We start from the raw sequence: 13,665 nt of genomic DNA on the forward strand, positions 1-13,665 counted from the left end.
CGTCAGCAGCCAGTTCAGGCCAGCAGATCGCGGATTTCAGCCTGAGTCAGCGGGTTGGGCAGGCGGGCGCCGAGTTGCGATACCACGCGTGCGGCGGCATGTGAGCCCAGATGACCCGCCTGCTGCCAGTTAAGGCCGTTGGTGATGCCATAGAGTACGCCGGCGGCATACATATCACCGGCACCGGTGGTATCGATAGCATCAACGCTGACGCCTTCAATCGGGTAGGCCTCGCCCTGATGCATAATGATCGAACCGTTCTTGCCCAGTGTCAGTGCGACATTGGCGCAGTGCTTGTGAATGGCATGGGCGCAATCAATCGGATCTTCCAGACCGGTCAGCGAACGCGCCTCCTCTTCATTGCAGAAGAGCAGGTCTACCGGCCCCTCAATCAGTGCCTGAAACTGGTCACGGCAGATATCTATCAGGAAGGGGTCGGAGATGGTCAGCGCCACCTTTACGTTATTGGCCTTGGCCAGCTCAATCGCCTTGAGGGCCGCTTCACGGGTGGAATCACCGGCAAACAGATAGCCTTCGACATAGACGTATTCCGCTTTGGCGATCTCCGCCTCACAGATGTCATCGGCGTTCAGGGCAGCGGAGATGCCCAGATTGGTCAGCATGGTGCGCTGTGCATCGGGCGTGATCAGTACGACACACGAGCCGGTCTGGCCTGTGCTCTGAGCTACTTCGATCGCCACACCCAGCTGCTTCATCTCGTCGAGATACCGGCTGCCGAATGCATCTGTACCGGTTTTGCATGCATAGGCCGTTGTGCCGCCCATATCGGCAATGCCGACGATGGTGTTGGCAGCAGAACCGCCGGAGCAGTAGTTCACATCATGGCCGGTCAATGCGGCCAGTACCTGTTTCTGCCGCTCTTCATCGACCAGCGTCATAATGCCTTTATCAATGCCGGTGGAAGCCAGGAAGTTATCCTCGCAGCGAACCTGCATATCCATAATGGCGTTACCGACGCCGTATACATTGTATCCCATGATGTTCTCCCGAAAAAGTGATGCGGCAGGCTTGCGGGCATGTGCAGCTCAGTCAACTGTTCAATGGCAACAGGAGTGGGCGGCTATGATCGATGTTTGTGCTCTGCCGGTGGCATATTAACCGGCTTGCAGATGCAGACTCTGTTGCTTCATTCCCGAAGCATTATCACAATGCGCGCCCGAAAATGCATAGGAGTACCAAAATCATGCAACAGTTAGCACAACGAGTAGTAGAGCACCGGATGTTTGAATATTTTATTATCGGCATCATTTTGCTCAGCGCCGTACTGATCGGTCTGGAGACATCGGAAGAGATGCTTGCTGATTATGGCCACTGGATCACATGGGGTAATCGCCTGGTACTGGGCATTTTTATCATCGAAGCGGCACTGAAAATCTATGCCGTAGCACCCAGACTGAAACTCTATTTCGGTAGCGGCTGGAACCTCTTCGATTTTACCATCATTGTGCTGGCACTGCTGCCGAGTACCGGTGAGCTGGCCATGCTGGCGCGTCTTGCACGCCTGTTGCGGGTGCTGCGTCTGATTACTGCGATTCCCGAGCTACGCCTGATTGTGGCCACGCTGATGCGCTCGATTCCGAGCATGGGCAATATCATGCTGCTGATGGGTGTGATCTTCTATATCTATGCCGTGGCCGGCCAGCAGCTCTTCCATGAGCATGATCCGGTGCACTGGCGTAACCTCGGTATCTCGCTGCTGACGCTCTTTCGCATTGTTACACTGGAGGACTGGACGGATGTGATGTACACGGCGATGGAGATGAATGTCTACAGCTGGATCTATTTCGTATCCTTTGTTGTGCTCGGTACATTTGTCATTATCAATCTGTTTATTGCCGTGGTGATCAACAATCTGGAAGAGGCCAAGCAGGAGCGACTGGCTTCATTGCGTCAGCCGCCAAGCCGCGACGGTTTAATCAAGGAGCTGGAGCAGACGCAGGCGGCACTGCAAAAGCTTCAGAAGCAACTTCAGGATACCCGTTCGGATTAAGCTGGGAGAGTAGTAATAAAAGCCATGTTCAAGGGTTGATAAAGAGCTGTAATAAAAGCATCCAAGATAATGTTAATAAAAGAGTTTTGCTTTCTTTTTTTAATCCTGTCCCTCGTCTGCCAGATGATCCCGATAGAGCGCATTCATGCGCCGGATAATCTGCGGTAGTGCATTCATCCGCCTGCGATCCAGGTGCATGCGCAGGCGTGGCAGATGGCTATAGCATGCATCATCGGAGCGGGGCCAGCCGAATACCTGTTCGATGCATCCCTGGCTTAATACATCGCTGAATTCGGCATTGAGTTGCTGCATGACATCATCACTCAGCGGATTGAGCATGCGCAGCAGGATGCACTGTCCGACATAGCGGAAGCTGTGATAATTCGTGTAATAGTCGCTGATGTATTCAACGACCGAGTGGATATTATCGGTATGATATAGCAGGTGGTGGTCGTCGGCGTCGATCAATTGATCGTGCGCAAGCCTGCGCATCCATGAGCGGGTCAGCGGGCCCCAGTAATCGTCTCCCGGCGCTTCCAGCAGCACGACCGGAATGGGTGGGTTGCGACCGGTTTGCAGCAGCGTCAGCGTTTCAAAGGCTTCATCGAGCGTACCGAAACCACCCGGAGTCAGCACGACGGCATCGCTCTCCTTGAGGAAGAAGAGTTTGCGGGTGAAGAAATACTGGCAGTAGAAGTGACGCGGCGAGCCGTCCATGACCGGGTTGGCCTGCTGCTCCATCGGCAGGTTGATATTGATGGCGAATGAGTTCTGTTCGCTGGCACCCTCATTGGCCGCCTGCATCAGGCCGCCGCCACCGCCGGTGATGATCATGAAACCGGCCTCTTTGAGAGCACGCGCGCACTCGCGCGTCTGAATGTAGCGGGGGTGGGTCGGCTGGGTCCGCGCCGAGCCGAATATCGAGACCTTGCGCCAGGACTGGTAGGGCTTGAATACATTCAGTCCCTTGCGCAGTTCGGTCAATGTCCGGGCCAGCATCTTGATGTCGGCATTGCCGATATCACTGCTGATAAGCCGCATGGTTTCGATTACCAGTGCGCGCTTGTAGGGGGAGTCATGCTGATAATCGCTGAGCAGCTTGTGTACATGCGTGCGCAGTGGTTCAGGCAGATCGTCAATGCATTCGAGTTCAGTCACGGATTATTATACCCGCAGCTACTTGCCGGCCGGTGCCTCAATGACCACATCAATGCGCCGGTTCATTGCGCGGCCACGATCGAATTCATTACTGGCAATCGGACGCACCTCGCCGTAACCGAGTGCCTTCAGGCGTGAACCGTCGGCTCCGGCGGCGATCAGGAAGTCGCGCACGGCTTCGGCGCGCTTGAGTGAGAGTCGCTGATTAACTTTGACGTCACCCTTATTGTCGGTGTGGCCCTCGATACGAATCTTGCGGTCGGCATAGATGGCGAAAGCCTCTTTGACCTGACCGAGCATATCATAATATTTGGCGTTTATTTTGCTGCTGCCGCTGGCGAATTTCAGTGCACTCAGGCGCATCAGTATGGAACCGTCCAGATTGGCCAACAGCTCTACCTGATTCGGTTTGAACAGTGCGCGCAAGCGCTGCTGGCGCTTCTGCTCATAAGTTTCCCGCTCAAGCTTGGCCTGGAAGGCCTCCTTGATATTGCTCATCTGACTCTGCTGGGCTTTGGAGAGCTGACTTGTCTCTTCGGCAAGACGAGCCTTTAGCTCCGTTTCATACTGCTGTTTAAGTTGCACGCGCTCTGCTTTGCGGGCCTTGCGCTCTGTAGCGAGGGTCTGCTTCATCTCACGCACGGCTGCAATGATTTTTGCCGGCTGGGTGCGGGAGAGCATCGGATTATTCGAGTCGGTATCGATATCCAGCAGCGTGGCAAGTTTGAACCTGAAATCGCGCTGCTTCAGGATGATAGCTTCATGACTGCCGGTGTCTCTGCGCCATACTTTTACCTGCTGGGCGATATGCCGGGCCTCCTGTGCCAGATACAAGGCCACTTCAGGGTGAGCCGGAGCTGTGTGATTGATGCCATCGACATAGGCGCGCAGGGCAGCGGCTTTTTGTTTGGCGATACCGTACATCACGGGTGAATATTGTTTGGCGCCGGCATGGGCTGCTTTAGCGACCTCGCTGTCGGCCATGTCAGCCAGCTGCGGCATCGCCTGATTGAGCACCTTGCGATAGTCGGTCAGCGCATCGTTTGCAAAGCGCTGGGTCTGATTCAGGTCACCCTGCTCATGGGTGGCGATTGCCTGCGCTACGGCCTTGTTGGCCTGATCCATGATCTGTGCAAAGGATGCTGCATCATCGGGCTGACCGGATGAGGCAATGATTTTTGTGATTGAAGTGGCTGCCTGACGCATCTCCAGCAGTGACTTGAACCGCTGATGAAAGTCGGTTGCTGTCTCCCTGGCTTCAGTCAGTGAAGCTTCTGCCTGAGCCAGTGCTGCAGATTCATCATCCGCCTTCTGCTGCTGGCTGGCCAGCATGGCCGCACCCAGATAGGCCTCAGCCCGCTCAATGGTCTTCGGTGCGTAGATGCTCAGATTACTCTGTTTGAAGGTGTCGATGTTGCGGCGTGTGGTGTCGGTGTTTGTATCTGCTGCAAAGAGGGGGGTTGCCCAGATCAGCAGCGCGGCGATCGCCGCTATCGATGTAGTCGTTTGCTTATCCAAGGTTCAACATCCTTTCCAGCGACAGTTTGGCCCAGCGTTTCTGCTGGTGCGGCACTTCAATCTGGTGTGTGATATTCCCGTCGCGAATCGAGCGGAGTGCCGCACAGAGATGCTGCGGGTCGGTGCGGAACATGGTTGAGCACATGCAGATCATCGGCGAGAGGAACCAGATCGGTTTATCCGGATACTCAATGCGCAGCCGGTTGACCAGATTCAGCTCGGTGGCGATGGCAAAGCTCTGGCCGGCTTCAGCTTGTGCCACATGCTCGATAATGCGCTCGGTGGAGCCGACAAAATCGGCTGTTTCACACACTTCGCGCGAGCACTCCGGATGGGCCAGAATCCGGATGCCGGCATGATTGTTGCGCATGGTTTCCGCATGCTCCGCCTTGAACAGCTGATGCACAGAGCAGAATCCCTTCCACAAAATCAGTTTGGCCGCCTCAATCGCTTCAGGCGTATTGCCGCCGAGCGGCTGGAACGGGTCCCAGATAATCATATCCGCTTCATCCATACCCATGGCCAGCGCGGTGTTCTCACCCAGATGCTGATCGGGGAAGAAGAGGATCTTTTCGCGGTTGCTCCAGGCCCACTCCATCACACGCTGTGCATTACCGGAGGTGCAGACAATGCCGCCATGTTCGCCGCAGAAGGCTTTCAGCGCGGCTGTGGAGTTGATATAGGTAACCGGTGTAACGCACTCATCGGGGTTAATTACCGTGGCCAGCTCCTGCCAGGAGCGGTTGACCTGTTCATCGTTGGCCATATCGGCCATCGAGCAGCCGGCAGCCAGATCCGGCAGAATCACCGTCTGCGCATCCGAGGTGAGGATGTCGGCGGTTTCAGCCATGAAGTGGACGCCGCAGAAGATGATGTAAGGCGCGTCGGTTGCCGCAGCCTGCTGGGATAGCTTCAGCGAATCGCCCGAGACATCGGCAAAGGCAAAGACCTCTTCACGCTGGTAGTGATGGCCCAGAATCAGTACCTGATCACCCAGTTCGGCTTTCAGCTGTTTGATTTCAGTGATGATGTCGGCTTCCGGGGTTTCGTATAGCTGCGTCAGCAGCGCCTGAGTAGTCATGGCGAAAGTTTCCGGCGGTACTCCGCCCTTGTCAATCTTGCGCCCATTGCGGTTATAACCGGTTCGTCTGTCTGCGCGTGCATACGGGCACGCTCGGAGTTACGCTTCGCCCAAGACCTTACCGGAGAGTTTTTATGCCTGCATATCGTTCCCGCACATCCACCCATGGCCGCAATATGGCCGGAGCCCGCTCGCTCTGGCGCGCAACCGGCATGAAAGACGGCGATTTTGAAAAGCCGATCATCGCCGTGGTTAACTCATTCACCCAGTTTGTACCGGGTCATGTGCACCTGAAAGATATGGGCCAGCTGGTAGCGCGCGAGATCGAGGCTGCCGGCGGTGTTGCCAAAGAATTTAATACCATCGCTATCGATGACGGTATCGCCATGGGCCACGGCGGCATGCTCTATAGCTTGCCGTCCCGCGATCTGATTGCCGATTCGGTCGAGTATATGTGTAACGCACATACCGCCGATGCGATGGTCTGCATCTCCAACTGCGACAAGATCACACCGGGCATGCTGATGGCAGCACTCAGGCTGAATATCCCGGCTGTATTTGTCTCCGGCGGCCCGATGGAAGCGGGCAAGGTCACGATCAATAATCGTGAAAAGCATCTGGATCTGGTGGATGCCATGGTGATGGCGGCCGATCCCAATGAGTCGGATGAAGATGTGGCGGCAGTCGAGCGCTCGGCCTGTCCAACCTGCGGCTCCTGCTCCGGCATGTTTACCGCAAACTCGATGAACTGCCTGACCGAAGCGCTTGGTTTGAGCCTGCCGGGTAACGGCTCACTGCTGGCAACGCATGCCGATCGTAAGGAGCTGTTTCTGGAAGCAGGGCGCACGGCTGTAGCGCTGTGCGAGCGCTACTATAAGCAGGAGGATCTCTCTGCATTGCCGCGCTCGATTGCCACTTTTGAAGCATTCGAGAATGCGATGGCACTCGATATCGCCATGGGCGGCTCCTCCAACACCGTATTGCATCTGCTGGCCTGCGCGCAGGAGGCCGGTGTTGATTTCACCATGGCCGATATTGATCGCCTCTCCCGCAAGGTGCCGAATCTGTGCAAGGTTGCACCGGCTGTTCAGCACTACCACATGGAAGATGTACATCGCGCCGGTGGCGTGATCGGCATCCTTGCCGAGCTTGATCGGGCAGGGCTGATCCATCGCGATGTACCGACCGTGCATGCAGCCACACTCGGTGCGGGTCTGGATGCCAATGATGTGATGAATGAGGCGAATGTCGCACCGCGCCAGATGTATCTGGCTGCACCCGGTGGTATTCCCACGCAAACGGCATTCTCTCAGTCAGAGCGCTGGAAATCGCTGGATACCGATCGCGAAGCCGGTTGTATCCGCAGTCTTGAAAATGCCTACTCGAAAGAGGGCGGCATTGCCGTGCTTTATGGAAACATTGCCGAGAACGGTTGCATCGTGAAGACCGCCGGCGTGGATGAATCGATCTGGAAGTTTACCGGTCGCGCTCGCGTGTTCGAATCGCAGGACGATTCGGTGACCGCCATCCTCAACGACAAGATCGTCCCCGGCGATATCGTCATCATCCGCTATGAAGGTCCGAAGGGTGGGCCGGGCATGCAGGAGATGCTTTACCCGACGTCCTACCTGAAGTCGAAGGGCATGGGCAAGGTCTGCGCACTACTGACCGACGGTCGCTTTTCCGGCGGCACTTCCGGCCTCTCCATCGGCCATGCTTCACCTGAAGCCGCCGAAGGCGGTGCCATCGGCCTGGTCGAGGATGGCGATACCATTGAGATCGATATCCCGAATCGCACGATCAATCTGCTTATCTCATTCGAGGATCTGGCCAACCGCCGTGTAGCCATGGATGCCAAGGGCGCGGATGCCTGGAAGCCGGTTGATCGCCAGCGCCCGGTCTCCAAAGCCCTGCTGGCCTATGCCGCGCTGACCACTTCAGCCGATAAGGGTGCAGTCCGCAACCTCGATCAGCTCAAGTAACACTTCGAAGCTTCACCAGATCAAAGCCCTCTGCGAAAGCAGGGGGCTTTTTTGCGATTGTTGTGGAACCTCTGTTTGTGGTCTACTCTCGGTTCAAACTGGGAAAAGGTAATTCAAGATGCAAGACCTGACCCCAAGAGCGACCCCAAGAGTCTAATGAATAGGAGGGAATTATGTCCAATTATATATGCAAATAAAACAAGGAATTATTTCCTCGTATCAACACTGTTATGTGATCAAGGATAGAGATGAGAGCTTTTAGCAATCTTGAGAAGCAGTTAGTGCGAAGAATGATAGAGCTTGAGGATAAAGTGGGCTCACTCAACATTTTGGGCAACATTCTAGACTCATTCTATGGAAAGACTCATCTTCCTGATCACTGCTACATAGAGCTAGAGAGTGAGCGTGATGTTTCCATTCAGGTTCGTGATGACGCATTGGCTCAAAATGGGCTGGATTGGATAAGAGAGATAGACGAGGATATTTCGAAGAAATTACTTACGGTGGTTGCTCTATTTCAATATCTAGAAGAGGAAAAGCTGGCGTATTTTGTTGGAGACTTAAGTCTTAATAGTTTAGGAGAAGTCTGGTCTGACACCAAATACACAAGGTGTGAGTTTTTGGATAATGACCTTAAGCCATTAATATTCAAATACTCTAGAAAGAAAATATTTGTCTCTGAAACCCTGCGTATCTTAGAGAAAAATGATTTCAAGACCGATGAAGAGCTGAGGCATGAAGAGGAAGTTTCATCAATGAAGAAGCAACTCGGCCTGACTCAAGTTGCTCTCGGTATTACACTTTTAGGTCTTTTGGTTTCGATATTTATTCCAATATTAGTAACTTCTACCGTTGAGATCGAAAAAAGTGATCTCCCTAAACCCCTTGCTACGCTTGAGAACCAACTGAAAAGAATAGGTGACATTGAGAAAGCGTCGAACGAAAGCATTGGAGATTTAGAGTCAGCTATCCTGTCCGTCCAGGAATCAATTAATAACTTGGGCGCACCCAAGTCCAAGCCACATAACCAGAAAAATCAGCCGACCGCTGATAGCGGCGGCTGATTTTGACGTTATGCCCTTAAAATGTTTTCAACCACAAATTCAAAATGAATTCTAAAACTGCCCGGATTGATAAATGGACTAAACGAGATTTTATAGAGATCCCGTTCACGTCTTCAAATCCTGATTTCACCAAAGATGATGAAAACGTGTCTAACTACCTCACAAGGGTAAAAAAACGTTACAAAGGTAAAGAAGATACCGAGGAAATCTACAACTTGTTTTCTCAAAGTGGGATCATAAAAGCTGCCAGGGAGTTGATCTACAACGTTAAAAATGGAGCTCCTGTTTTCCACGTAATCGGATATTCGTTTAACGTCAGCAGAGCAACATTAGAGTTGGGTCATCTTATCGATATCATTATAGAATCAACAGACGAAAAAGAAATCAGCGAGGAAATAAAAAACACCTTGGCAATTGCCTCTATTGAAGAGGTGCCAGTTTATCCTAATATAGAGGAATTGGCAGAGGAGCTATCAAGACACTACCGTGATATGATGATTGAAGGTTTTGAAGCCCCCGATGGGAAAGGGGGAAAAATGAGACTCAAGCTCACAAAATCACCAGGGAGAAAAATAGAAACAATCCACTATTTAAATGACATTTTGCTAAATGAACCACGACATCCATCAGAACTTACATTAATTCGGGCAGCTGTTCAAAAAGAACTTGGAAAACTAAATAAAGCAAATCAGTTAATTAGTATTCTTGAATTAGCAATTAATGAACTTGATGAATTGCTAAAAGCAAAAAAGAGAAATGAAAACAAACTTCAATCATGCCTGACTAATAATCCAATACTTTTTGGTCTAGAATATCAGAAAATTATTCCAAAATATAGATTGGGGTCAGAATATGAAACGGATTATGCTCTAGAGCGTTATTCCGGGATAATAGATGTACTGGAAATTGAATCAAGCAATCTACAAGTGTTTAACAAGAATGGAGATCCTTCTCAATATTTAACACATGCAGAGCAACAAGTTATGGATTGGTTGCAATGGATTGAACGAAACCATCCATACGCAAGGGAATCACTCCCCGGCATTACAAGACCTGTAGGCTTTGTGGTTATTGGGAGATCAAACAAGCTCGATAAAAAGCTTAAGCAGAAACTGCTACATCGAAATACTATGTTTCGTGGTAATCTTGAAATTCTTACATTTGATGATGTTCTGCAAAAAGCAAAAACAATGTTGAATATTTTATCAGGAACCAAATCTTTAAAAAAGGCATAACAAAATCATACACCGGAAACTTGGCCGTAGGCCAAGTTTCCGGTGATCGTAAATCGCAGGGTCAGGCCTATACTTTATAGAAAAACTACAAGGTATAGGCCTGACCCTAAGGGGCATCAATGTTTCGATGTGACAGCTTGAGATGGTATATGTTTGGGAGGGATGATGGACTGGTTAGAAATTGTTAAGGTTTCTTTTCAAATTGTATTTTGGTTAATTATTTCAATAGTTACAATACTTACTTACAGGCGTGCTCGCCGTACTATATTGCAGCCAATTCGAACTGAAGTATTTAAATTGCAATTAGAAGAGATGGCTAAAGTTCTTAAGATATTCTCAGGAAAAACGGAAATTGAGTTACGGGATGATTATTCTTTCGAAAAAATATTCTATGTTAATGCTTGCCGGATGTATGATGATTATGCAGAGATTTTTTTTGATATAAAAAATGATCCAAAAGGTCGCCCATACAATCGCAATGAATGTCCTGTCAGCATGTTTTCAAAAGAGTATGCAGAAGAAAATCTCATATTGATGGATAGTCATTTAAAAGATGATTCTTCTATTGAACAAAATAACGAGCCAATAGATTTAAGAGTTAGGGCTGCACGCTGGCATAAATATGCTTATGGGGAGCTCCACATTCCAAAAGAGTTCTCAGATTTTGAGAAGAACCTTAATGATTTATTGGAAAACCCTTTGCTTCCATTGCAATTAGTGACACAAATTCAATCTTATCAATATCTTGTGGCTGAGAACTTAACAATGATTGGAAAACTGCTGGAGGAGAAGGCTCAAGAAATGGACGATAAATACCCTACTGTTGAAAAACTCCAACAGTCTTCGTACGACTGGATACACACACTGTATGTTGAGCGCTTTAAAACGCTGAAACCAACAGCAGATCAGATTGCATTATATGTACGATCATACTTCAAGACAGATGAATTAATGAATGAGTAAGATCAAAGGGGTAGGGCTATGCTAACTAACTTATTTGTAAGAGATAATATTGTCGGGGTCAGGCATGAGTCGGGGTCAGAGTCGGGGTCAGAGTCGGGGTCAGGCATGAGTTATTGAGTTGTTTGAAAGCCCATAATAGCCGCAGGAGTGAGGGCAGTTCTTTAGTCCGAAGTTTTATAAGCATAGCAGCAAACTAATAATAACTGACCCCCGTTCGGTGCTTTATGGTTGATGCCCCAGACGGACGTCAATTTGAGGATGCCGGGCGACCAGGTCTTTTAGGCGCTTCAGGTTTTGCAGGTTGTGCGCATGGTCTTCGGTGAAATCACCGGGCTCGACTGTATGATCCCAGCCCCAGCGGGTAATGCATGTGTCGCCGGCCAGCAGCACCGGACCGTGCGTGGTGCGGACAAGATAAGCGGTGCTGCCTGCGGTGTGACCCGACACGCTGATAGCAAACAGTGAGCCGTCTCCAAATACATCTACGATGCCTTCAAACCGGTGTTGTGAATCCGGTTGAAACGGCCACTCCTGGAACGGTTGTTTGTCTTGGAACAGCTGGTCGGTGGCACCCTGCACAAACATATGCTTAAAGGTTGTGTGTGTGGATTCCGATGCGCCGATATACAGTGGTACATCGTTGGCTATGTCGGGCATGCCGATAATATGGTCGAGGTGCAGATGCGAAAAAAATACGCCGGATAGTTTGGTGTCGTGCAGTATCTCACCGGTGCTTTTGTTGATGTGCATTTTATCGATGTGCATCGCTTTTTGAACTATCCAGTTTAACCCTGCCTTGCCGGGATCATTCAGCACCTTGCGCGAGACGCCGGTATCCACCAGATAATTACCGTACTGCGGATGCTTCAGCAGGTGTGCATAAATGTGAACAGGTTCATCCCGGTCGGTCACTCCGGCCTGCACGGCTGCCGGGCTGTTCAGATTCAACAGGCCGGAGAGCGGAGCGGACCAGTCTGCACTGTTGATGGTTTCCAGCGTAATCGGCCCCGGCTGGTCGATAAGACGTTCCATCTCCGCACTGCTGCAGGGCTTGCCAATGGCGGCTTTTTCTACCGGATGGTGGGTAAGCGCGCAGCCGTGCAATAACAAGATAAACATGCAAGCCAATGTGAGCAGTGGACGGCTTTGGGATTTCATATGTGACCTCCGACGGATTTTGCGGATTCTTATGTATCCATGTGCAATCTGGCAACCGGCTCAACAGGGGCATGGGTCCGTGTTGAGTAGTAGCCGGGTGTCGGTGGGCATGCATTGTTTGAAGGCGGAGGAAAAGGGGAGACTCACACTGTTCCCGGTTTCCGTATAGAGTACGCCGATAAACCAGCTTCAAAGGCGTCCAACAGATTAACGTTAAACCCGCGACACCCTTATCTCTTTCTAACATGGAACAAAACAAATGAATGATAAAACGATAGCAACGCATAACGGTAACTTTCATGCCGATGATGTTTTCAGTGTCGCTGCAATTGGGATGATACTCCCTTCTTTTACGCTTGTTCGCACACGTGATTCAGCGCTGATCGCAAAGGCCGATATCGTCATTGATGTTGGTCTTGAATATGACCCGGAGCGAGGCCGCTTTGATCATCATCAACGTGGTGGTGCAGGAGAGCGCGAAAATGGTATTCCATACTCGTCGTTTGGTCTGATCTGGCAGAAATATGGCGCAGATATATGCCAGGGTGACCAGGATGTAGCCAATGCTGTGGATGCCGGTCTGGTATCAACGATTGATGCCGTCGATTGTGGTCATGTAGAAGGTGTGCAACAAGGCATCAGCCTTAGCCATACGATTGGCATGTTTAACCCGACCTGGCAGGAAGATAGCCATGTTGATGCATGCTTTGATGAAGCGGTTGAATTTGCATCGCGCGTGTTAACACGATTCATTGCAGCAGCTCGCGGTGGCATCAGTGCGAAAGCCATTGTGGCGAAAGCGATTGATGATGCAGCAGATCCAAGAGTGATTGTATTGGAAAAATATGTTCCGTGGAAAAGAACGGTTCACGCTCTCTCTGAAGAGGCGCTCTATGTGGTTTACCCGTCTCAGACCGGCGAATGGAGAATTCAAACCGTACCTGTTGAGCCGGGTTCTTTCGAAGACAGGAAATCGCTGCCTCAGGCATGGGCGGGTTTGTCCGGTAAAGAGCTTCAGGAGCTCACCGGTATTGATGATGCGATGTTCTGCCATAATGGTCTGTTTATTGCCGGTGCAGAATCATTTGAGAGCACGATGAACATGGCATCCATGGCGCTTGAAGAAGCATAAAAGGACTCTGCCTCTTTTCTGCTTTCAGGGTAGTTATAGATTGATCTTTAAACCCGTTCCAAGATGCGCCGGAGTATTTATTACTCAATGGGACGCGGCGAAAAAGGTTTCGCCCCATCGAGTGATAAATACGCAGGAAGAAGCAGATTGCCGGGCACCTTTCTTTGGTTCGTTTCTTTTGTGCAAAAGAAATGAACGACAGGTCAGCACCGATAACTTTTTATTTTATTAACATATCGTTATGGCAAAGCTTTGGCTGATGAAAAAAGAGCATAACAGCAGTTTTTTCTGCTGTGTTCATTCTTTGTGCGTACAAAGAACGAACCAAGAAAAACGCCCCGGAGAGCAGCTTGCCCTGCGGGT

11 protein-coding genes are annotated in these 13,665 nt (G+C 50.7%); 6 read left to right on the forward strand and 5 right to left on the reverse strand.

Going from position 1 to position 13,665, the window contains the following annotated elements; all coding sequences use genetic code 11:
* Positions 1–14 precede the first annotated feature (14 nt).
* Entirely contained in the window at positions 15–998 is a 984-nt protein-coding gene (locus SPV1_RS08450) for an adenosine kinase (RefSeq protein WP_009850740.1), read from the reverse strand.
* 206 nt (positions 999–1,204) lie between these two features.
* Between SPV1_RS08450 and SPV1_RS08455 the strand changes: the two genes are divergently transcribed.
* Complete coding sequence (locus SPV1_RS08455; protein WP_026195311.1) at positions 1,205–2,011, forward strand: ion transporter; 807 nt, start codon at positions 1,205–1,207, stop codon at positions 2,009–2,011.
* Positions 2,012–2,110: 99 nt separating this feature from the next.
* Here the strand turns inward: SPV1_RS08455 and SPV1_RS08460 are convergent, their stop codons facing one another.
* From SPV1_RS08460 to nadA, 3 genes are read right to left on the reverse strand one after another with little or no spacing between them, the layout of a single operon-like run.
* The gene (locus tag SPV1_RS08460; RefSeq protein ID WP_009850743.1) at positions 2,111–3,169 is read right to left on the reverse strand and encodes an LOG family protein; all 1,059 of its coding nucleotides are present in this window, start codon (positions 3,167–3,169) and stop codon (positions 2,111–2,113) included.
* A gap of 18 nt (positions 3,170–3,187) precedes the next feature.
* Positions 3,188–4,687, reverse strand: coding sequence for an OmpA family protein (locus SPV1_RS08465; RefSeq protein WP_009850744.1), 1,500 nt, complete (start codon positions 4,685–4,687; stop codon positions 3,188–3,190).
* Positions 4,680–5,768, reverse strand: coding sequence for a quinolinate synthase NadA (nadA, locus tag SPV1_RS08470; protein WP_009850745.1), 1,089 nt, complete (start codon positions 5,766–5,768; stop codon positions 4,680–4,682). The genes SPV1_RS08465 and nadA overlap by 8 nt, the downstream gene beginning before the upstream one ends.
* A 134-nt stretch (positions 5,769–5,902) precedes the next feature.
* Here nadA and ilvD point away from each other — a divergent pair, with 134 nt between their 5' ends.
* The 4 genes from ilvD (at position 5,903) to SPV1_RS08490 (ending at position 11,012) form a co-directional block, all read left to right on the forward strand.
* Positions 5,903–7,750: a dihydroxy-acid dehydratase gene (ilvD, locus tag SPV1_RS08475; protein WP_009850746.1), complete on the forward strand. Its 1,848-nt coding sequence runs from the start codon at positions 5,903–5,905 to the stop codon at positions 7,748–7,750.
* Positions 7,751–8,040: 290 nt separating this feature from the next.
* Entirely contained in the window at positions 8,041–8,814 is a 774-nt protein-coding gene (locus SPV1_RS08480) for a hypothetical protein (protein WP_196795118.1), read from the forward strand.
* 44 nt (positions 8,815–8,858) lie between these two features.
* The gene (locus SPV1_RS08485; RefSeq protein WP_009850748.1) at positions 8,859–10,049 is read left to right on the forward strand and encodes a Shedu anti-phage system protein SduA domain-containing protein; all 1,191 of its coding nucleotides are present in this window, start codon (positions 8,859–8,861) and stop codon (positions 10,047–10,049) included.
* A gap of 165 nt (positions 10,050–10,214) precedes the next feature.
* A complete protein-coding gene (locus tag SPV1_RS08490; RefSeq protein WP_053322592.1) occupies positions 10,215–11,012 on the forward strand; it encodes a hypothetical protein in 798 nt (265 codons plus the stop codon).
* A 222-nt stretch (positions 11,013–11,234) separates the two neighbouring features.
* On the opposite strand, the gene SPV1_RS08495 is transcribed toward SPV1_RS08490, so the two are convergent.
* Entirely contained in the window at positions 11,235–12,170 is a 936-nt protein-coding gene (locus SPV1_RS08495; RefSeq protein WP_231288351.1) for an MBL fold metallo-hydrolase, read from the reverse strand.
* A gap of 259 nt (positions 12,171–12,429) precedes the next feature.
* Here SPV1_RS08495 and SPV1_RS08500 point away from each other — a divergent pair, with 259 nt between their 5' ends.
* Positions 12,430–13,302 carry an MYG1 family protein gene (locus SPV1_RS08500; protein ID WP_009850751.1) on the forward strand — a complete coding sequence of 291 codons (873 nt, stop codon included), beginning with the start codon at positions 12,430–12,432 and terminating at the stop codon, positions 13,300–13,302.
* The last annotated feature ends 363 nt before the right edge of the window (positions 13,303–13,665 follow it).

Origin of the sequence: Mariprofundus ferrooxydans PV-1 (assembly GCF_000153765.1) — a bacterium.
Taxonomy (GTDB): domain Bacteria; phylum Pseudomonadota; class Zetaproteobacteria; order Mariprofundales; family Mariprofundaceae; genus Mariprofundus; species Mariprofundus ferrooxydans.

Excerpts from the sequence above, each read along its gene's own strand:
- SPV1_RS08450 (WP_009850740.1), bottom strand. The coding sequence starts at position 998 with ATGGGATACAATGTATACGGCGTCGGTAACGCCATTATGGATATGCAG.
- SPV1_RS08455 (WP_026195311.1), top strand. The coding sequence starts at position 1,205 with ATGCAACAGTTAGCACAACGAGTAGTAGAGCACCGGATGTTTGAATAT.
- nadA (WP_009850745.1), bottom strand. The coding sequence starts at position 5,768 with ATGACTACTCAGGCGCTGCTGACGCAGCTATACGAAACCCCGGAAGCC.
- ilvD (WP_009850746.1), top strand. The coding sequence starts at position 5,903 with ATGCCTGCATATCGTTCCCGCACATCCACCCATGGCCGCAATATGGCC.
- SPV1_RS08480 (WP_196795118.1), top strand. The coding sequence starts at position 8,041 with ATGATAGAGCTTGAGGATAAAGTGGGCTCACTCAACATTTTGGGCAAC.
- SPV1_RS08485 (WP_009850748.1), top strand. The coding sequence starts at position 8,859 with ATGAATTCTAAAACTGCCCGGATTGATAAATGGACTAAACGAGATTTT.
- SPV1_RS08490 (WP_053322592.1), top strand. The coding sequence starts at position 10,215 with ATGGACTGGTTAGAAATTGTTAAGGTTTCTTTTCAAATTGTATTTTGG.
- SPV1_RS08495 (WP_231288351.1), bottom strand. The coding sequence starts at position 12,170 with ATGAAATCCCAAAGCCGTCCACTGCTCACATTGGCTTGCATGTTTATC.
- SPV1_RS08500 (WP_009850751.1), top strand. The coding sequence starts at position 12,430 with ATGAATGATAAAACGATAGCAACGCATAACGGTAACTTTCATGCCGAT.